The 17,283-nt window shown below is 74.9% G+C and carries 19 protein-coding genes; 7 read left to right on the top strand and 12 right to left on the bottom strand.

Translation table 11 applies throughout. The features are described 5' to 3' along the window. Position 1 precedes the first annotated feature (1 nt). Together ACLFMI_RS02640 and ACLFMI_RS02635 are read left to right on the top strand one after the other, a co-directional pair. Positions 2–997, top strand: coding sequence for a D-2-hydroxyacid dehydrogenase (locus tag ACLFMI_RS02640; protein WP_410946080.1), 996 nt, complete (start codon positions 2–4; stop codon positions 995–997). A gap of 28 nt (positions 998–1,025) precedes the next feature. Then, positions 1,026–2,429, top strand: coding sequence for an amidase (locus ACLFMI_RS02635; protein ID WP_410946079.1), 1,404 nt, complete (start codon positions 1,026–1,028; stop codon positions 2,427–2,429). A gap of 24 nt (positions 2,430–2,453) precedes the next feature. Here ACLFMI_RS02635 and tatB read toward each other — a convergent pair whose 3' ends face one another. From tatB to sigE, 4 genes are all read right to left on the bottom strand, one after another. Next, on the bottom strand, positions 2,454–2,927 hold the full coding sequence (gene tatB / locus ACLFMI_RS02630) for a Sec-independent protein translocase protein TatB (RefSeq protein WP_410946078.1): 474 nt from the start codon (positions 2,925–2,927) through the stop codon (positions 2,454–2,456). Positions 2,928–2,974: 47 nt separating this feature from the next. Then, positions 2,975–4,594: a S1C family serine protease gene (locus ACLFMI_RS02625; RefSeq protein WP_410946077.1), complete on the bottom strand. Its 1,620-nt coding sequence runs from the start codon at positions 4,592–4,594 to the stop codon at positions 2,975–2,977. Positions 4,595–4,715: 121 nt separating this feature from the next. Beyond that, entirely contained in the window at positions 4,716–5,447 is a 732-nt protein-coding gene (locus tag ACLFMI_RS02620) for an anti-sigma factor family protein (protein WP_410946076.1), read from the bottom strand. Continuing rightward, entirely contained in the window at positions 5,444–6,091 is a 648-nt protein-coding gene (gene sigE, locus ACLFMI_RS02615; RefSeq protein ID WP_410946075.1) for an RNA polymerase sigma factor SigE, read from the bottom strand. Before sigE ends, ACLFMI_RS02620 begins: the two co-directional genes overlap by 4 nt. Before the next feature lie 183 nt (positions 6,092–6,274). On the opposite strand from sigE, the gene ACLFMI_RS02610 reads away from it, so the two are divergent. Continuing rightward, positions 6,275–6,907, top strand: a complete 633-nt coding sequence (locus ACLFMI_RS02610) for an O-methyltransferase (protein WP_410946074.1) — start codon at positions 6,275–6,277, stop codon at positions 6,905–6,907. Between the two features lie 76 nt (positions 6,908–6,983). Here the strand turns inward: ACLFMI_RS02610 and glgC are convergent, their stop codons facing one another. Then, positions 6,984–8,219 (bottom strand): glucose-1-phosphate adenylyltransferase, encoded by a 1,236-nt coding sequence (gene glgC, locus ACLFMI_RS02605; RefSeq protein WP_410946073.1) that lies wholly within the window; start codon positions 8,217–8,219, stop codon positions 6,984–6,986. Between the two features lie 125 nt (positions 8,220–8,344). Between glgC and glgA the strand changes: the two genes are divergently transcribed. After that, positions 8,345–9,523, top strand: a complete 1,179-nt coding sequence (glgA, locus tag ACLFMI_RS02600) for a glycogen synthase (protein ID WP_410946072.1) — start codon at positions 8,345–8,347, stop codon at positions 9,521–9,523. 45 nt (positions 9,524–9,568) lie between these two features. Here glgA and ACLFMI_RS02595 read toward each other — a convergent pair whose 3' ends face one another. The 7 genes from ACLFMI_RS02595 to dapE all read right to left on the bottom strand — a co-directional run bounded on the left by ACLFMI_RS02595 (position 9,569) and on the right by dapE (position 14,056). Then, positions 9,569–9,736 carry a DUF3117 domain-containing protein gene (locus tag ACLFMI_RS02595; RefSeq protein ID WP_410946071.1) on the bottom strand — a complete coding sequence of 56 codons (168 nt, stop codon included), beginning with the start codon at positions 9,734–9,736 and terminating at the stop codon, positions 9,569–9,571. Positions 9,737–9,947: 211 nt separating this feature from the next. Next, positions 9,948–10,550 (bottom strand): DNA-3-methyladenine glycosylase I, encoded by a 603-nt coding sequence (locus tag ACLFMI_RS02590; RefSeq protein WP_410946070.1) that lies wholly within the window; start codon positions 10,548–10,550, stop codon positions 9,948–9,950. Then, positions 10,547–11,092 carry an SRPBCC family protein gene (locus tag ACLFMI_RS02585; protein WP_410946069.1) on the bottom strand — a complete coding sequence of 182 codons (546 nt, stop codon included), beginning with the start codon at positions 11,090–11,092 and terminating at the stop codon, positions 10,547–10,549. Before ACLFMI_RS02585 ends, ACLFMI_RS02590 begins: the two co-directional genes overlap by 4 nt. After that, entirely contained in the window at positions 11,031–11,429 is a 399-nt protein-coding gene (locus ACLFMI_RS02580; protein WP_410946068.1) for a DivIVA domain-containing protein, read from the bottom strand. Before ACLFMI_RS02580 ends, ACLFMI_RS02585 begins: the two co-directional genes overlap by 62 nt. A gap of 129 nt (positions 11,430–11,558) precedes the next feature. Beyond that, the gene (locus tag ACLFMI_RS02575; protein ID WP_458788571.1) at positions 11,559–12,194 is read right to left on the bottom strand and encodes an LOG family protein; all 636 of its coding nucleotides are present in this window, start codon (positions 12,192–12,194) and stop codon (positions 11,559–11,561) included. After that, on the bottom strand, positions 12,191–12,961 hold the full coding sequence (locus tag ACLFMI_RS02570) for an LOG family protein (RefSeq protein WP_410946067.1): 771 nt from the start codon (positions 12,959–12,961) through the stop codon (positions 12,191–12,193). Before ACLFMI_RS02570 ends, ACLFMI_RS02575 begins: the two co-directional genes overlap by 4 nt. Positions 12,962–12,991: 30 nt before the next feature. Further along, positions 12,992–14,056: a succinyl-diaminopimelate desuccinylase gene (gene dapE, locus ACLFMI_RS02565; protein WP_410946295.1), complete on the bottom strand. Its 1,065-nt coding sequence runs from the start codon at positions 14,054–14,056 to the stop codon at positions 12,992–12,994. 589 nt (positions 14,057–14,645) lie between these two features. On the opposite strand from dapE, the gene ACLFMI_RS02560 reads away from it, so the two are divergent. The 3 genes from ACLFMI_RS02560 to ACLFMI_RS02550 are packed head-to-tail and all read left to right on the top strand — an operon-like array spanning position 14,646 to position 17,278. After that, complete coding sequence (locus ACLFMI_RS02560; RefSeq protein ID WP_410946066.1) at positions 14,646–15,350, top strand: helix-turn-helix domain-containing protein; 705 nt, start codon at positions 14,646–14,648, stop codon at positions 15,348–15,350. 11 nt (positions 15,351–15,361) lie between these two features. Beyond that, the gene (dapD, locus tag ACLFMI_RS02555) at positions 15,362–16,300 is read left to right on the top strand and encodes a 2,3,4,5-tetrahydropyridine-2,6-dicarboxylate N-succinyltransferase (RefSeq protein ID WP_410946065.1); all 939 of its coding nucleotides are present in this window, start codon (positions 15,362–15,364) and stop codon (positions 16,298–16,300) included. Positions 16,301–16,309: 9 nt separating this feature from the next. Then, positions 16,310–17,278 (top strand): CHAD domain-containing protein, encoded by a 969-nt coding sequence (locus ACLFMI_RS02550; protein WP_410946064.1) that lies wholly within the window; start codon positions 16,310–16,312, stop codon positions 17,276–17,278. Positions 17,279–17,283 lie beyond the last annotated feature (5 nt).

Genomic DNA, 17,283 nt, shown 5'->3' with positions numbered 1-17,283 from the left:
GTTGCCGGTTTCCGCTGGTCAGCACCCTCCCACCGTCGCCGTGCTGGACGGCGGCGAGCACCCGCCCGGCCTCGACGATCTGGTAGGTGATGCATGTCTCCGGTTCGCGGCCGGGCCGGCCGAGCTCGCCGACGCCCTGCCCGGCAGTGACGTGCTGCTCACCTGGGACTTCACCTCCGACGCCGTGCGCGAGGTCTGGTCGGACGCCATCGCCGGGACCGGGCCGGGCACGCTGCGCTGGGTGCACACCGCCAGTGCCGGCGTCGACCGCGTCGCGTTCCCGGCCCTGCTGGCCTCGCCGGTGACGCTGACGAACTCCCGCGGCGTGTTCGACGAGCCGATGGCCGAGTTCGTGCTCGGCGCGGTCCTCGCCTTCGCCAAGGACACCCCACGGTCGCTGGCCCTCCAGCGGGACCGGACCTGGCGGCACCGGGAGACCGAGACGGTCGCCGGGAAGGTCGCCACCGTCGTCGGGAGCGGGCCGATCGGGCACGCGATCGCGCGGCTGCTGGGCGCGGTGGGGATGCGGGTGCGGCTGGTCGGCCGGCGCGCCGCCGAGGGCGTACACGCGTTCGACGAGCTGCCCGGGTTGCTGCCCGACACCGACGTCCTGGTGCTGGCCGCGCCTCTGACCGAGGCGACCCGCGGGATGCTGCACAGCGGCACGATCGGCCTGCTCCCCCGGCGGGCCCGGGTGGTCAACGTCGGCCGCGGCCCGCTGGTGGTGCAGGACGAGCTGGCCGACGCGCTGGCGTCGGGCCGGCTCGCCGGTGCGGCACTGGACGTGTTCGAGGTCGAGCCGCTGCCTGCCGACTCGCCGCTCTGGGCGATGGAGAACGTGCTGATCTCGCCGCACATGTCCGGCGACGTCGTCGGGTGGAAGGACATGCTCGTCGAGCTGTTCGTCGACAACCTGGCGCGGTTCACCGGCGGCCGGGAGCTGCGCAACGTGGTGGACAAGGAACGTGGATACGTGAGCGCCGGGGCGAACTCGTGAGCCACGCAGACGACACCGGAGGACAGTCGTGACGACAGCCGATCTCAGCGCCACCGAGCTGCTGGCGGGGTACCGCACCGGCGAGATCTCCCCGGTGCAGGCCACCCGGGACGCCCTGGACCGGATCGAGGCGCACGACGGCACGGTGAACGCGTACTGCCTCGTCGACGCGGACTCGGCACTGTCGTCGGCCAAGGACGCCGAGGCCCGCTGGCAGTCCGGTGAGCCGATCGGCCCGCTGGACGGGGTACCGACCTCGATCAAGGACATGTTCCTGACGGTCGGCTGGCCGACCCGCAAGGGGTCGAGGACGATCTCGCCGGACGGTCCGTTCGAGGTGGACGGCCCGCCGGTGGCCCGGGTGCGTGCCGCCGGCGCGGTGCTGCTCGGCAAGAACACCACGCCGGAGCTTGCCTGGAAGGGCGTCACCGACTCGCCGCTGACCGGGGTCACCACCAACCCGTGGGACCCGTCGCTGACCGCGGGCGGGTCGTCCGGCGGCAGCGCGTCCGCGGTCGGGCTCGGCATGGGCCCGCTGTCGCTGGGCACCGACGCGGGCGGCTCGGTCCGGATCCCGGCCGCGTTCACCGGGACCGTGGCGCACAAGCCGACCTACGGCCGGATCGCGCACTGGCCCGGCTCGGCGTTCGGGACCCTCGCGCACCCCGGCCCGATGACCCGCACCGTCGCCGATGCCGCGCTGCTGCACGACGTCGTCGCCCAGCCCGACCACCGGGACCCGTGGGCGCTGGATGTCCCCCGCGAGTCGGCGGTGCAACGGCTGGCAGGCGGCGCGCAGGGCCTGCGGATCGGGTTCTCCCCCACCCTCGGGTACGCCGAGGTCGACCCGGAGGTGGCCGCGCTGGTCGCCGCCGCGGTGGAGGTGTTCTCCCGGTCGCTGGGTGCGACGGTGGAGACCGCCGACCCCGGGTTCGCCGACCCGATCGAGCCGTTCGAGACGTTGTGGTTCGCGGCGGCGGCGAAGTCCCTGGAGCCGATCGGCGCCGAGGCCCGCCGGTCGATGGACCCGTCCCTGGTGGAGATCGCCGAGCGGGGGGCGCGGACCAGCGCGCTGGACTACCTGGGCGCGATGGCCGTGCGCAACGAGCTCGGCACCCTGATGGGCGCCTTCCACGACGAGTACGACCTGCTGCTCACCCCGACGGTTCCGATCACCGCCTTCGACGGCGGCCGGGAGGTGCCGCAGGGCTGGCCGAACCCGCGCTGGACGTCCTGGACGCCGTTCACCTACCCGTTCAACATGACCCAGCAGCCGGCGCTGTCGGTGCCGTGCGGGTTCACCGCGGCCGGGCTGCCGGTCGGGCTGCAGGTCGTCGGCCCGCGGCACGCGGACGCCACCGTGCTGGCCGCCGCACACGCCTACCAGGAGGCCACCGAGCACCACCGCCGCCGCCCGGCGCTCCTGCGCTGACGGTGAGGCTGCCCGGCACGGGTGTCAGGTGGCGTCGAGGTCGACCGGGGGCTGCTCGCCGGGGGTGAGCGGCTTCGGCTCCGGCCGGGGCGCCGGCGCCGGCGGGGTGGGGTTGCCGGCTGCGGCGCCTGCGGCGGCGCCGCCCGCGGCGGTGGCCCCGTTCGCGGCGGTGGCCCCGTTCGCGGCGGATCCGGTGACGCCGGGGGCGTGACCGTTCGGCTTCACCGGCTCGTCCTCGGCGAACAGGCTGCGGGTGATCGCGGTTCGCGGGTTGAACGAGCGCAGGCCGCGCAGCTCGTTCAACGGCTGCCGCAGCTCGTCGAACTCCGGGCCCAGTTCCTTCTTCAGGTGGTTCTGGGCACCGGTGGCGTACTCCTTCACCTGCCGGACGGCGTTGCCCAGCCAGCGAGCCGCGTCCGGGAGCCGCTCGGGCCCCAGGATGAACAGCCCGGCGACGACGAGGATGAGGATCTCCGCCATGCCGATGTTCTCGAACACACCCCCAGGATACGCAGCCCGGTTCTGAGCCGGGTCGGCGCTCCCGCTCAGCGCTGCCCGAGGGTCGCCGCGACCGTCAGCGGACGCCCCTGGCGTACCAGCTCGACGGGCACCTGCTCACCCGGCCGGTGCTCCCGCACGGCCACGACCAGCTCGTCGGCGCCGGAGATGGCCCGCCCGGCCAGCCGGACGACGACATCGCCCTCCACGATCCCGGCGGCGGCCGCCGGCCCGCCCGCGACGACGTTCTGCACCTGCGCGCCGTCGGTGGCGCCGTCGGTGACCGAGCGGGCGTTCACCCCGAGATCGGCGTGCGCGATCCGACCGGTGCGGATGAGCTCCTCGGCGATCGCGCGGGCGTCGTCGACCGGGATGGCGAACCCGAGCCCGATCGAGCCGCCCTGCCCGCCGCCGCCCTCCGCGCTCGCGCTGCGGATCGCGGTGTTGATCCCGACGACGGCACCGGTCGCGTCGACCAGCGGGCCGCCGGAGTTGCCGGGGTTGATCGCGGCGTCGGTCTGCACGGCGTCGATCACCGCATCCCCGGCGCTTCCCTCCGGGTCGAGCCGCAGCGGCCGCTCCACGGCCGACACGATGCCGGTGGTGACCGTGCCGGCCAGCCCGAACGGCGACCCGATCGCGATCACCGCGTCGCCGACGGCCAGGTCCGCGGAGCGCCCGATCGCGGCCACCGTGGGGTTCGCGACCGGCACCTTCACCACCGCGAGGTCGGTCATCGGGTCGGCCCCGACGACGCTGGCCGGGACCCGGGAGCCGTCCGAGAAGACCGCCTCGATGGTGCCCTGGCCGGGTCCGACGGCGGGAGCCACGACGTGGTCGTTGGTCAGCACGTAGCCCTCCGGGTCGATCACCACCCCGGAACCGTTCCCGGCCTGGTTCCCGACAGTGACCTCCAGCGACACCACCGACGGCAGCACCCGGCCCGCCACCTCCGGCACCGAGCCGGGCGGGCGTTCCTTGGCCTCCTCGGCGCCGGCGAGCACGGCGCCCGGGCTGGTCAGCGTGTCGGCACCGGCGGCCGTCCAGTGCCCGACCAGACCACCGAGCGCGCCGACGCCGATCGCCAGCACCCCGAGCAGGGCCAGCGCCCGCGGCTGCACCCGGTTGCCGAACAGCACCTCGCGCATGCTGAGCCGCGGGCCCTCGGGACGCTCCGGTTCCGGAGCGTCGTCGGTGTGCCCGGCCGGCGGTGCCGCGACGACCGGCGCGCCCGGGTTGCGCCACGGGTCCTCCGCGGACCCGCCCGGCCAGAACGGGTCCGAGTCGTCCGGGCCGCCCGCGGCCGGGTCGTGGGCGCGCCCGTCGGGGGGCCGTTGCAGCCCGGTTCCGGTGTCCGGGCGTCCGAACGCACGCGCGACGGCGGCGGTCGGTGGTGGCGCGGCGGACGTCGGGGACGCGGCTCGCGGGCCGGTGCCGGTCGGCCGGGCGAACCCGGAGCCGACGCCGTCCGGGCGGCCGAAGGCCCGCCGCTCGGCGGGGTCGGTGGCCGGGCGCTCCAGCGGTCGCGGGCGCAGTCGCGGTGGCGCGGTCCCGTCCCCGGGGCGGGCGTCGTCTGCCCGGCCGGAACCGGCGTGCAGCCGGCCGTCGGGAGGCCCGTCCGGGGATCCGGCGCCGTTGCGGGAGGCGTCGCGGGGGCCGTCGCTCATCGGCCCGCCACGATCGTCGTCGGCGCGCAGACGGGACGGGAGGCGGTCGGGCACGGCACCCGGCCAGCGTGCCGCGCGGGCGGTGAAGTCCCTGTTGCGGCGCCGCCGGGGCGGTCCGGGATCAACCCGACGGGGGCAGACCGGCGGTGCGCATCGGGGTGGGGCCGGGGACCGCGGGCGCGCCGGGGGCCGATGCCGTCGGGGCCGCAGGCGCGGCGGACGACGCGGTGCCGATACCGGACCGCGGGCGGGCCGGCTGGGCGGGGTTGACCGCCAGCCGGGCCACCACGGGCGAGCCGGGGGCGGGCCCGGACGGGCCGGGCGCCGGGGCGTTCGCGGTGACGGCCGGCAGCCCGAACGCGAGCGCTCCGAGCGCCAGCCCGGAGACCGCGGCACCGGTGCCGAGCCGGACCCGCCGGGAACGGCGGGAGCGTCCGGCCGGCCCGGACCCGGGATCCGCCGCTACGGGGTCCACCGCTGCGGGGGCCGTAGTGTCGGAGCATGCCGCTCCGGGGATCGCGGCGGGACGCAGGATCGAGACCAGCTCGCCGTCGTCGGACAGGGCGAGGCCGGCCGGGGGCGCGGGCAGCTCGGTGTCCTGCGGAATCGCGCGCAGCGCGGTCATCAGGGACGGCGGCAGCGTCGGCGCGTCGGCCCCGCGCAGGGCGGAGCGGGCGCGGCGCTGCTCGGCGACCTCGGCGGCGCAGCCCGCGCACCGGCCGAGATGCCGCACCGCCCGGTCCTGCGGGCCGGCGGCCAGCTCGTCGTCCACGTACGCGACGACCGCCTCCAGGGTGAGGTGGGCCTCCCCCCAGTCCGGGGGGACGACCTGGAACCGTCGTCGATCCGTCACGGCACCAACTCTGCCACCGGTCCGTGCGTCCCGGCCACCGTGTCGGTGCCCTCGGCGGCCTCGGCGGCGCGGTGCCGCTCCAGGGACGCCCGCAGTGCGGTCCGTCCGCGGTGGATCCGGCTGCGCACGGTTCCCAGCTTCACGCCGAGCGTGGCACCGATCTCCTCGTAGGACAGGCCCTCGACGTCGCAGAGCACGACCGCGACCCGGAAGTCCGGCGCCAGCTCGTCCAGCGCCGCCTGCAGGTGCGGGTCCAGGTGGTTGATCGCGAACACGGTCTCCGGCTCCGGCCCGCCGCCGGGCAGCCGGTCGGTGTCCTCGGGCAGGCCCTCCATCCGCAGCCGTGCACGACGGCGGACCATGTCCAGGAACAGGTTCGTGGTGATCCGGTGCAGCCAGCCCTCGAACGTGCCCGGCTTGTAGGACGCCAGCGAGCGGAACACCCGGATGAACGTCTCCTGGGTCAGGTCCTCGGCGTCGTGCGGGTTGCCGGACAGCCGGTAGGCGAGCCGGTAGACCCGATCGGCGTGCTCCCGGACGACCTCTTCCCAGCTCGGCGGCGTCCAGTCGGCCCCCTCACCGGGGCGGTGGGTGCCGACGGCCTCCCGGGGCGGGGCGTCGTCGTCTGCGCGGGGGGCGGGCATCGGGGTCGGGCACCTCCGGGTCGGGCCAGTCGGCCGTGCGACGGGGACACCGCCGCGGATCGTCGTTGCCATACAGGATGCCCTCGCGAAATGAGGAGCATGTGAAACCCGTCTGAGAGGAGTCTGTGAAATTCGGGGACCGACGACGTCGGGGCCGGGCGACGTCGGCGTTAATCTTGGTCCATGACGACACCCGCGGGGGCGGCCGCGTACGCCGAGGGCTACCTCGTCGAGGACGAGGCCGTCGGGCAGGCCCGCGCCGACGGGGACGCCGCGGGCGCGCAGCCGATCAGCCCGGCCGGCGGCGCGACGCTGTCCGTGCTGGCCGCGACGATCGCCGCCAGGGCCGTGGTGGAGGTCGGCACCGGGGCCGGGGTGAGCGGGCACTACCTGCTGCGCGGGATGGCCACCGACGGCGTGCTGACCACGATCGACGTCGACCCGGAGCTGCAGCGGGTGGCCCGCCGGTCGTTCCTGGGCGCCGGGTACGGGCCGTCCCGGCTGCGGCTGATCAACGGGATGGCGCTGGACGTGCTGCCCCGGCTCACCGACGGTGGGTACGACCTGGTCGTCGCCGACGCCGTGCCGGGCGAGTACCCGGGCTACCTGGCCGAGGCGATCCGGCTGCTGCGCCCCGGCGGGGTGCTGGTGCTGGAGGGTGTGCTGGACGGCGGCCGGGTCGCCGGGGACGGCGCAGGGGACGGGCCGGGCACCGCGGCGTTGCGCGAGACCGCGGGCCTGGTCCGCGACGACGAGCGGTTGCTGTCGGCGCTGCTCCCGGTCTCCGACGGGATGCTCTGCGCCGTCCGCCGGTGAGCGGAGCGAACGGCGCATCGACACCGCCGGTGAGCGGAGCGAACGGCGCATCGACACCGCCGATGAGCGGTGAAGGCTACTGGGCGGTGACGCCCTTGCCGAGCACCACGACCCCGCCGTTGGACACGGTGTAGCGGCTCCGATCCAGGCTCGGGTCCACCCCGATCAGCGCGCCGTCCGGGACGACGACGTTCTTGTCCAGGATCGCCCGGCGCACCACCGCGCCCCGGCCGATCCGGGTCCCGGGGAGCACCACCGAGTCCGAGACCTCGGCGCCGCCCTGCACCATGACGTTCGGGCTGATCACCGACCGGCGCACGATGGCCCCGGAGATGATCGTCCCGGCGCCGACGACCGAGTCCTGCGCGATGCCGCCTTCGACGAACTTCGCCGGCGGCAGCGCGGGCGTCGCGGTCCGGATCGGCCAGCGCGAGTTGTAGAGGTTGAAGATCGGGTGCACGGACACCAGGTCGGTGTGCGCGTCGTAGTAGGCGTCGATCGTCCCGACGTCGCGCCAGTAGCCGGTGTCCCGCTCGGTCGCGCCGGGGACGATGTTGTCGGCGAAGTCGTAGACGTGCGCCGCACCCTGCTCGACCAGGGCGGGGATGATGTCGCCGCCCATGTCGTGGTCGGAGTCGGCGTTCGCGGCATCGGCCCGCAGCGCCTCCAGCAGCGCCTCGGTACTGAACACGTAGTTGCCCATCGAGGCGAACGTGACGTCGGGATCGCCGGGCACGTGCGGCGGGTCCGAGGGCTTCTCCAGGAACTTGGTGATCCGCCCGGACTCGTCGGAGGCGATGCAGCCGAACGCCTTCGCCTCGGCCCGCGGCACCCGGATCCCGGCGACGGTGACGCCGGCCCCGGACTCGGCGTGTTGGGCGATCATCTGCGCCGGGTCCATCCGGTACACGTGGTCCGCGCCGAACACGGCGATGTAGTCGGGCTCGTCGTCGTAGACCAGGTTGAGGCTCTGGAAGATCGCGTCCGCGCTGCCGGTGTACCAGCGGCGGCCGAGCCGCTGCTGGGCCGGGACCGTGGTGATGTACTGGTCGAGCACACTGGACAGTCGCCACGTCGTGGAGATGTGCCGGTCCAGCGAGTGCGACTTGTACTGGGTCAGCACGCAGAGCCGGTCCATGCCGCCGTTGACCAGGTTCGACAGCACGAAGTCGATCAGCCGGTAGTTGCCGCCGAAGGGCACCGCGGGCTTCGCCCGGTCCGCGGTCAGCGGCCACAGCCGCTTGCCCTCGCCGCCGGCCAGCACGATCCCCAAGACCTTCCCTGGCAGCCGTCCGGACGACGTCGAGCGCATGGCCCGAACCCTAATGCCCGTCCCCGGCCGGGGCCACCCGCCGGAGCGGGCCCGGCCGGCGCCGGCGGCGGCCGCACCGGGCGCTCCTCGCGCGCGGACAGGCCGAGGCAGTACGGTCACCCGCCGTGCGCGTCGGCCTGCTCACCCGTGAATTCCCGCCCGCCGTCTACGGCGGCGCCGGTGTCCACGTCGGACACCTCGTCCCCGCGTTGCGGGAGCTCGTCGACGTCGACGTGCACTGCTTCGCCGAGCCGGGGATCCCCGCCCCGGCCGGCGCCCGGGCGCACTCGGCGCCACCGTTGCCGGACGGCGCGAACGCGGCGCTGACCACGCTCGGGGTGGACCTGTCGATGGCCGCCGAGCTCGAGCGGTGCGACGTCCTGCACTCGCACACCTGGTACGCCAACATGGCCGGCCACATCGGCGGGCTGCTGCACGGGCGCCCGCACGTGGTGACCGCGCACTCGCTGGAGCCGCTGCGGCCGTGGAAGGCCGAGCAGCTCGGCGGCGGGTACCGGCTGTCGTCCTGGGTGGAGCGGACCGCCTACGAGGCCGCCGACGCCGTCGTCGCCGTCTCGCACGGGATGCGCCGCGACGTGCTGGCCGCCTACCCGGCGATCGACCCGGAGCGGGTGCACGTGGTGCACAACGGGATCGACACCGAGTTCTACCGGCCGGGGTCCGACCGGCCGGACGACGCGCGCGAGGCCCTGACCGGCAACGGGGTGGACCCGGACCGGCCGCTCGTAGTGTTCGTCGGGCGGATCACCCGGCAGAAGGGGCTCCGGCACCTCGTCGCGGCCGCGCACGCGATCGACCCGGCCGCCCAGATCGTGCTGTGCGCCGGCGCGCCGGACACGCCGGACATCGCCGCCGAGACCGAGCGGGCGGTCGCGGAGCTGTCCGAGGCACGCTCCGGCGTGGTCTGGATCCAGCGCATGCTCAAGACCACCGAGGTCCGGCAGCTGCTGTCGGCGGCGACGGTGTTCGTGTGCCCGTCGGTGTACGAGCCGCTGGGCATCGTGAACCTGGAGGCGATGGCCTGCGGCACCGCGGTCGTGGCCTCCGACGTCGGCGGCATCCCGGAGGTCGTCGCGGACGGCGAGACCGGGCTGCTCGCGCACTACGACGCCGGCGACATCGCGGCGTTCGAGACCGCCCTGGCCGAACGGGTGAACGCGCTGGTCGGCGACCCGGAGCGGGCGGCCCGGATGGGTGAGCGGGGGCGGGAGCGCGCGGTCGCCCAGTTCGCCTGGGCGGAGATGGCCCGGCGGACGGTGGAGGTCTACCGGGCCGTGGCGTGACGGCCCGGGCGGCGCACGGAGTCGTCCGGCGCCGCCGGTCGGGCGTCAGCCCACGGTCCCCTTCAGCGCCTCGCTCAGGTTGACCGCCTCGTCCGGCGTCATCTCGACCACCAGCCGGCCGCCACCCTCGAGCGGGACGCGCATCACGATGCCCCGGCCCTCCTTGGTGACTTCCATGGGCCCGTCGCCGGTACGGGGCTTCATCGCGGCCATTCGTCCGTCCTCCGTCAAGATGCGCACTGTCGTCGTCTCCGCCCGCCGCGTTCGGGGTACGCGCCGGTCACGGGAGTCCATTGTCCCCCATCCCCGGTGGCGGGGCGCAACCGAGGCGATCACGAGTCGGATCCGGTCGCCCGGCGTTCACGCAGCGCAACGCCGTCGCGGCGCTCCGGCAGCGCCCCGACGTCCCGCCGCAGGCCGGTACTCAGCCCGCGCGCGTCGTCCTTGCGGCTCGCCAGCAGTGCGCGACGTGGTCGTCGACCAGGCCGGTAGCCTGCATGAGCGCGTAACAGGTGGTCGGGCCGACGAACCGGAAGCCGCGCCGTTTCAGCGCCGCCGACATCGCCGTCGACTCGGGCGTGACGGCGGGGACGTCCTCGATCCGGGCCGGCCGCGGATGGTCGGCCGGGTCCGGCGCGAACGAGCGCAGGAGCCCGCCGAGATCGTCACCGGCGTCGGCGAGGTCGAGCACGGCGCGGGCGTTGGTGATCGCGGCCTCGATCTTCTGCCGGTTGCGGACGATCCGGGCGTCGGCGAGCAGGCGGGCCACGTCGTCGTCGCCGAAGCGGGCCACGGTCGCCGGGTCGAAGTCCGCGAAGACCTCCCGGAACGCCGGTCGCTTGCGCAGCACGACGATCCAGGACAGGCCGGCCTGGAAGCCCTCGAGGGTGATCCGCTCGAACCAGGCGGCGGTCCCGTGTACCGGGTAACCCCACTCGTCGTCGTGGTAGGCGACGTAGTCGGGGGCGGACAGTGCCCACTCGCACCGACCCCACTCGCAGGGGTCCAGGTCCTGCGGGGTGCTCACCGGCCGGCCCGCCAGCGGTCCTCGGTCCGCTCGGCCATCGACCGCAGCGAGTACGCGACGCCGGTCCGGAACCCCGGGCGCACCAGGGGCCAGCCCAGCCGGCCGAGCGCGCCGAGCGGCAGGTCGAGGCGCTCGCTCCAGACGAACCGGCTGCGGGCGGGCCCGAGCTCCTCGACCGCGAACACGCCGTCGCCGCGGACCACCGTCCCGGTGTGTGTGACGACGACCCGCCGCGGCCCGGATCCGCCCGGCGCCGGCTCGGTCCACTCGGTGATCCGCATGGTGTCGGCCACGCCGAGCGGGCCGATCCCGGTGACGGCGCGCAGTTCGGTGCCGACCGAACGGCCGTCCCCGGCGGTCACCTCGACCCGGGTGCCGAGCATCCACTCCGACTGGCCCGCCCAGTCGGTGACGACGTCCCACAGCACCGGGGCCGGGACGTTGACGTCGACCGGGACCGCCAGCTCGGCCCGGCCGGGGTCAGGACCGCTCGTCGCCCCGCTGTTCGCTGCCCCACTGCTCGCTGCCCCACTGCTCGTCAACCGGGACCTCCCCGCTGCGCATCCGCGCGATCGTCGTCTCCAGCCGGGCGACCCGGTCGGCCATCTCGAGCCGGTCGGCCCGCAGCCGGTCCACCTCGCCGGCCAGGCGGTCCAGTGCCCAGTCGACCTCCGCCATCCGGTATCCGCGCAGCACCTGCTGGAAACGCAGGTCGCGGACGTCGGCCCCGGAGACCTCCCGTGAGGGCAGCCGGGTCGGCGTAGCGTCCGGGGCCAGCGGGGCCAGTTCCTCCCCGCGACCGAACACGGCAGCGGCCAGCACGAACACCAGCCCCGCCACGACCGCGAGGACGAGCACGTACACGAGCGCGGTCCCCATGCCGACCATCACATCACGGACGGCCGACGGCGAGGCCCACCCCACGTGCGCCCGCGACCGGTTCCACCGGCTCGGCGGAGCCGCCCGCGCGGACCCGTCCCGGAACCACGGCAGCGAGCCGGCGCGGCCTCACGTGACCGGGCGGGCACACGCGTCGAGCGCGGCCGCGACCGGATCGGCAGCGTCACCGGCACCGGCACCGACGACGCGCAGCCGGTCGATCGGTGCCCGCGAGGCGAACCCGCTCTCCACCAGCCCGGCGACCCAGTCGACGAGCCCGGTCCAGTGCCCGGTCGGGTCGAGCAGCACGACGGGCTTGCCGTGCAGGCCCAGGGACCCCGCCGTCCAGACCTCGAACAGCTCCTCGCACGTGCCGATGCCGCCGGGGAGCGCGAGGAACGCGTCCGCCCGGTCCTCCATCAGCTGCTTGCGCTCCCGCATGCTCTCGGTGATCAGCAACTCGTCGCTGTCGTGGTCGGCCCACTCCCGCTCCACCATCGAGCGCGGGATGATCCCGACGGTGCGCCCGCCCGCGGCGCGGGCCCCGGTACCGACCGCGCCCATCATCGAGCGCCGGCCGCCGCCGGAGACCAGCGTCCACCCGCGATCGGCGATGCCGCGGCCGACCGCCTCGGCGAGCGCGATGTGGTGGGCGGCGACGCCGTCCGAGGAGGCGCAGTAGACACACACGGCGAACCCGGGTGCGGGCCGGTCCGCCGGCGTCGAGGAGGGGCGCGGCGAGGCGGGGAGCGGGCCTGCGCTCAATGCGCCTCCTCCCAGGCGTGATAGGCCTCCTGCACGACGTCGACGACGTCGTCGATGTCGTCGGTGAGGTGCAGCAGGTCCAGGTCCTTCTCGCTGACCTTGCCGTCGTGCAGGACGGTCTTGGAGATCCAGTCGTAGAGCCCGCCCCAGTACTCGGTGCCGAGCAGCACCACGGGGAACTTGGTGACCTTCTTGGTCTGGACCAGGACGAGGGCCTCGAACAGCTCGTCGAGGGTCCCGAAGCCGCCGGGCAGGCAGACGAACGCCTGCGAGTACTTCACGAACATCGTCTTGCGGGCGAAGAAGTACCGGAAGTTGATCCCCAGGTCGACCCACGGGTTCAGGCCCTGCTCGAACGGCAGCTCGATGCCCAGGCCGACCGAGAGCCCGCCGGCCTCCGAGGCGCCCCGGTTGGCGGCCTCCATCACGCCCGGTCCGCCGCCGGTGATCACCGCGAACCCGGCACCGGCGAGCCGGGCACCGAGCTCGCGGCCCCGCTCGTACTCCGCGGAGTCCGGCTGCGTGCGCGCCGACCCGAACACCGTCGCCGCCCGGGGCAGCTCGGCGAGCATGCCGAACCCCTCGACGAACTCGGCCTGGATCCGCAGCACCCGCCACGGGTCGGTGTGCACCCAGTCCGCCGGGCCCCGCGAGTCGAGCAGCCGCTGGTCGGTGGTGGTCGGCTCGACGCTACGGCTGCCGCGCAGCACCACGGGGCCGCGCTGCTTCTCCGGCGGCTGTCGCCGGCCGGCTGTCTGATCGGGCATGTGCGTCCTCGTGATCCGGAGAGCCAGTGGTCAGGGGGCGAGGTAGCGGCGCAGGACGTCCGCGCAGGCCGTGATCGCGGCCTCGGCGACGTGCTCCTCGCGGGTGTGCGCCAGGTTCGGGTCGCCGGGGCCGTAGTTGACCGCGGGGATGCCGAGCGCGGCGAACCGGGACACGTCGGTCCAGCCGTACTTGGCCCGGGGGGGCGCCCCGCTGGCCGCGACGAACTCGGCGGCGGCCGGCGCCGACAGCCCGGGCAGCGCGCCCGGCGACAGGTCCGTGACGGTGAGCTCGTACCCGTCGAACAGTTCCCGGACGTGCGCGACGGCCTGCTCGGCGCTGCGGTCCGGCGCGAACCGGAAGTTGACGGTGACGACGCACTCGTCCGGCACGACGTTCCCGGCGACCCCGCCGCCGATCCGGACGGCCTGCAGTCCCTCCCGGTAGCGGCACCCGTCGATGTCGACGTCCCGGGCGTCGTAGGCGGCGAGCCGGGCGAGGATCTCCCCGGCCCGGTGGATCGCGTTGTCCCCGAGCCAGGACCGCGCCGAGTGCGCCCGCCGGCCGGCCGTGCGGATCTCGACCCGCAGGGTTCCCTGGCAGCCAGCCTCCAGCGTGCCGTCGGTCGGCTCACCGAGGATCGCGAGGTCGGCGTCGAGCCAGTCGCGGTGCTCGCGCTCGATCCGGCCCAGGCCGTTGCGCTCGGCCTCGACCTCCTCGCAGTCGTAGAACACGAACGTCAGGTCGTGCCGCGGCTCGGCCAGCGCCACCGCGAGGTGGGCGAAGACGGCGTCCCCGGACTTCATGTCCGACGTCCCGCAGCCGTGCACGACGCCGTCCGCCCGGCGGGACGGCACGTTGTCCGCGATCGGGACGGTGTCCAGGTGCCCGGCCAGCAGCACCCGATGCGGCCGTCCCAGCCGGGTCCGGGCCAGCACCGTCTCGCCCGACCGCAGCACCTCGAGATGCGGCGCCTGCTCGCGCAGCGCCTGTTCCAGCGCGTCGGCCAGCGCCCGCTCGTCCCCGGACACGCTCGCGACGTCGACCATAGCGGCGGTCAGCGCCACCGGGTCGGCGGTCAGATCCAGCGCGGGCACGGTCCTCGTCACCCCGACGACGCTACCTACCGGCCGCACGCCGCCCGCCCCCGCGCCGGGATTCCCGCACCAGCGCGGACCAGCCGCCGGGAATGTCCGTTCTCTGCTCGCGCGCTCCGTGCCGTCCCCTGCGCTTTGCTCTGCGCACCAGGAGGAAGCGCCCGGCCGCCACGGCCCGCTGCTCCGGCCCCTCAGCCCGCCGCCGGGAGACCACCGGGCGTACGAGGGGCACCCTCGGGGCCCGGGGCGAGACGAGGGTGCCCCTCGGGACACCTGCATCGTGGAAGGCGAAGATCGCCAGCGATGCCTCGCCGCGGCCCGGGTGTGCCGGGGCCGCGCCGGTTCCCTGTCGCGTCCACGTGCCTCGTCATGGTGGCTGTGACCACTGGCGCTGCACCGAGGTGCGCAGAGCAAAGCGGTGCACGGACCAGCCCGTGAGCTCGGATTCCGCCGTGCCAGAAATGATCTTCCGGAGTCGTCGGGCAGACCCGCGGCGGGCAACGGCACCGATCTGTCCACAAATCAGGAAGTTGTCCACAGGCTGTGACATCGCCGGCGCGGACGACCGCAGCGACCGCAAGCTCGTCACATGAGCAGCGACAGCGCGGTCGGCACGGACCCGTTCCCCGCACCCCCGGTGACGACGGTGCCCGACACCTCGGGGCTCGTCCGGGCGGTGCGCCGGCGGGCCGACCTGTCGCAGCGTCAGCTGGCACGGCGAGCCGGGCTGTCCCACGCCACGGTCGCCCGGATCGAGACGCGCTCGCTCGCCCCGAGCCTGGCCACGCTCGGGGCGATCCTCGAGGTCGCCGGGATCCGGCTCGTGGCCGTCGACGCCGACAACCGCGTCGTCACATCGATGGTGGATCCGCCGACGACCGATCTGCGGGACGGCGCCGGGCGCCGGTACCCCTCGCATCTGGACGTGATCCTGGACCCGCTGCCCGGCGAGTGGTGGGCCGACCGGTACGGCATGGCGCGGCCGCCCGAGACGTTCAAGCGGGACCGGACGATGCGGGACGTCATGCGCAAGCGCAGCGTCTGGGAGGTGCGGGTGGAGCCGAACCGGTGGGTGCCGCCGCCACCCACGATCGAGTTCTGGATCCAGATGCAGGCCGCCTGCCGGAGGTGCGGGTGGCTGCCACCGCCGCTGCCGTCGCCGGTCCACCCGCGCTGGCCGGAGATCGTGCTGGCCGCGGCGACACGCGCGGCGGAGATCGCCGCCGGGCGGGGCACGGGACACGGGGCCGCTCGCACGCCCGGCCCCGCGCCGAGTACTGCACCGGGCGGGTAGGTTCGGCGCCCGTGAGTACCGAGTACCGCCGCGAAGGCGCTTCCGGCACCGGCCTGGCCACGGTCACGACCGACGGCACCGTCCTCGACGTCTGGTACCCGGCGCCCGCGCTCGCCGGTCAGGACGTCGCCGACCCGGCCGGCGACCTGGGCGCCCTCGTCGGCTCCGACGAGCTGCGCGGGACCCGCGCCGAGGTCGTCCGCACCGAGATCGGGTCGCTGGCCGACGCACCGGCCGACGTCGCCGACGTCTACCTGCGCCTGCACCTGCTCAGCCACCGCCTGGTCCGCCCGCACGAGGTCAGCCTGGAGGGCCAGTTCGGCCTGCTCAGCAACGTCGTGTGGACCAACCACGGCCCCTGCGCGGTGCCGGGCTTCGAGCTGACCCGGGCCAAGCTGCGGGACCGCGGTGCGGTGACCGTCACCCACGTGGACAAGTTTCCGCGGATGGTCGACTACGTCGTCCCGAGCGGTGTCCGGATCGGCGACGCCGACCGGGTCCGGCTCGGCGCCCACCTCGCCGAGGGCACGACCGTCATGCACGAGGGCTTCGTCAACTTCAACGCCGGCACGCTGGGCGCGTCGATGATCGAGGGTCGGATCTCGGCCGGCGTCGTCGTCGGGGACGGGTCTGACCTCGGCGGCTCGGCCTCGGTGATGGGCACCCTGTCCGGCGGCGGCAAGGAGGTCATCTCGCTCGGGCGGCGCTGCCTGCTCGGCGCCAACGCCGGGCTGGGCATCTCGCTCGGGGACGACTGCGTCGTCGAGGCCGGCCTCTACGTCACCGCGGGCACGAAGGTCACGCTGCCGGACGGCACGACGACCGCGGCGCGCACGCTCTCCGGGCAGGACGGCGTACTGCTGCGGCGCAACTCGGTCACCGGAGCGGTCGAGGCGCTCCCCCGGCCCGGCGAAGGCATCGCCCTCAACGCCGCGCTGCACGCCAACTAGGACGTGACCATGAACGGGGCCCCACAACCACCCGCGAACCTGTTCGGCGTCGCCGACCTGCCCGCGCCGCTCACAGCCGGGCCCGGCGACCCCGCCGTGCACCACGTGCGGGCGCTGCTCGACAAGCGGCTACGCGCGCTGCTGCACCACGAGCCCGGCGCCCGGGACGGCTCCGACATCGAGGACCTGCACCAGATGCGGGTCGCGGTCCGGCGGATGCGGGCCGCGCTCAAGGCCGCCCGCCCGCTGCTCGACCAGACCTGGTCCGAGGATCTCCGGACCGAGCTGGGCCGGCTGGGCCGGGCCCTCGGCCCCGTCCGGGACCTTGACGTCATGATCGAGCGGTTGCGCGACCAGGTCGCGACGCTGCCGCCCGCCGAACAGGCCGCCGGCGAGCGGTTGGTCGCCGTACTGACCGGCGACCGGATCGCGGCGCGCGCGCAGATGCTCGACGAGCTCGACTCGGACCGGCACGCCGCGCTGCGCCACCGGCTGGGCGAGACCGTCACGCATCCGCTGCCCGAGCCCACGGACGACGTCGCCCGCCCGGAGCTGGTCGACCTGGTCCGCGCCGAACACCGCAAGCTCGCCAAGGCGGTGCGCCGGGGCGGGGAGGATCCGCCGGACATGACGCTGCACGACCTGCGGATCCGGGCCAAGCGGTTGCGCTACGCCGGCGAGCTGGTGGAACCGGCGATGCGCGACGGCCGGGGTCGCAAGACCAAGGACTCCAAGCGCGTCCGCGCCATGCTCAAGGCCGCCGAACGACTCCAGGAGGTGCTCGGCGATCACCAGGACGCCTGCGTCGCCGAGCACCGCATCCGCCGACTGCTCGACGAGCTGGGCGACGCCCCGGACGCGCACGAGGTGTTCGTCGGCGGCCGGCTAGTGGAGCGCGAGCGGGCCCGGGCCGAGCTGCTGCGGGCGCAGTGGTGGGACGCCTGGGAGCAGCTGGCCGAGCGCGCCGGGAAGCTCTGAGCCGA

Origin of the sequence: Pseudonocardia nantongensis, assembly GCF_046546495.1 — a bacterium.
Lineage (GTDB): Bacteria > Actinomycetota > Actinomycetes > Mycobacteriales > Pseudonocardiaceae > Pseudonocardia > Pseudonocardia nantongensis.
The sequence above is the reverse complement of the archived record's forward strand: the minus strand, read 5'-3'. Positions and strand labels throughout refer to the sequence as shown.

Coding starts and splice junctions, on each gene's coding strand:
- sigE (WP_410946075.1), bottom strand. CDS start 6,091: ATGCCCGCCCCCCGCGCAGACGACGACGCCCCGCCCCGGGAGGCCGTC.
- ACLFMI_RS02550 (WP_410946064.1), top strand. CDS start 16,310: ATGAACGGGGCCCCACAACCACCCGCGAACCTGTTCGGCGTCGCCGAC.
- ACLFMI_RS02580 (WP_410946068.1), bottom strand. CDS start 11,429: ATGGGGACCGCGCTCGTGTACGTGCTCGTCCTCGCGGTCGTGGCGGGG.
- ACLFMI_RS02560 (WP_410946066.1), top strand. CDS start 14,646: ATGAGCAGCGACAGCGCGGTCGGCACGGACCCGTTCCCCGCACCCCCG.
- glgC (WP_410946073.1), bottom strand. CDS start 8,219: ATGCGCTCGACGTCGTCCGGACGGCTGCCAGGGAAGGTCTTGGGGATC.
- ACLFMI_RS02610 (WP_410946074.1), top strand. CDS start 6,275: ATGACGACACCCGCGGGGGCGGCCGCGTACGCCGAGGGCTACCTCGTC.
- ACLFMI_RS02625 (WP_410946077.1), bottom strand. CDS start 4,594: ATGAGCGACGGCCCCCGCGACGCCTCCCGCAACGGCGCCGGATCCCCG.
- ACLFMI_RS02570 (WP_410946067.1), bottom strand. CDS start 12,961: ATGCCCGATCAGACAGCCGGCCGGCGACAGCCGCCGGAGAAGCAGCGC.
- ACLFMI_RS02595 (WP_410946071.1), bottom strand. CDS start 9,736: ATGGCCGCGATGAAGCCCCGTACCGGCGACGGGCCCATGGAAGTCACC.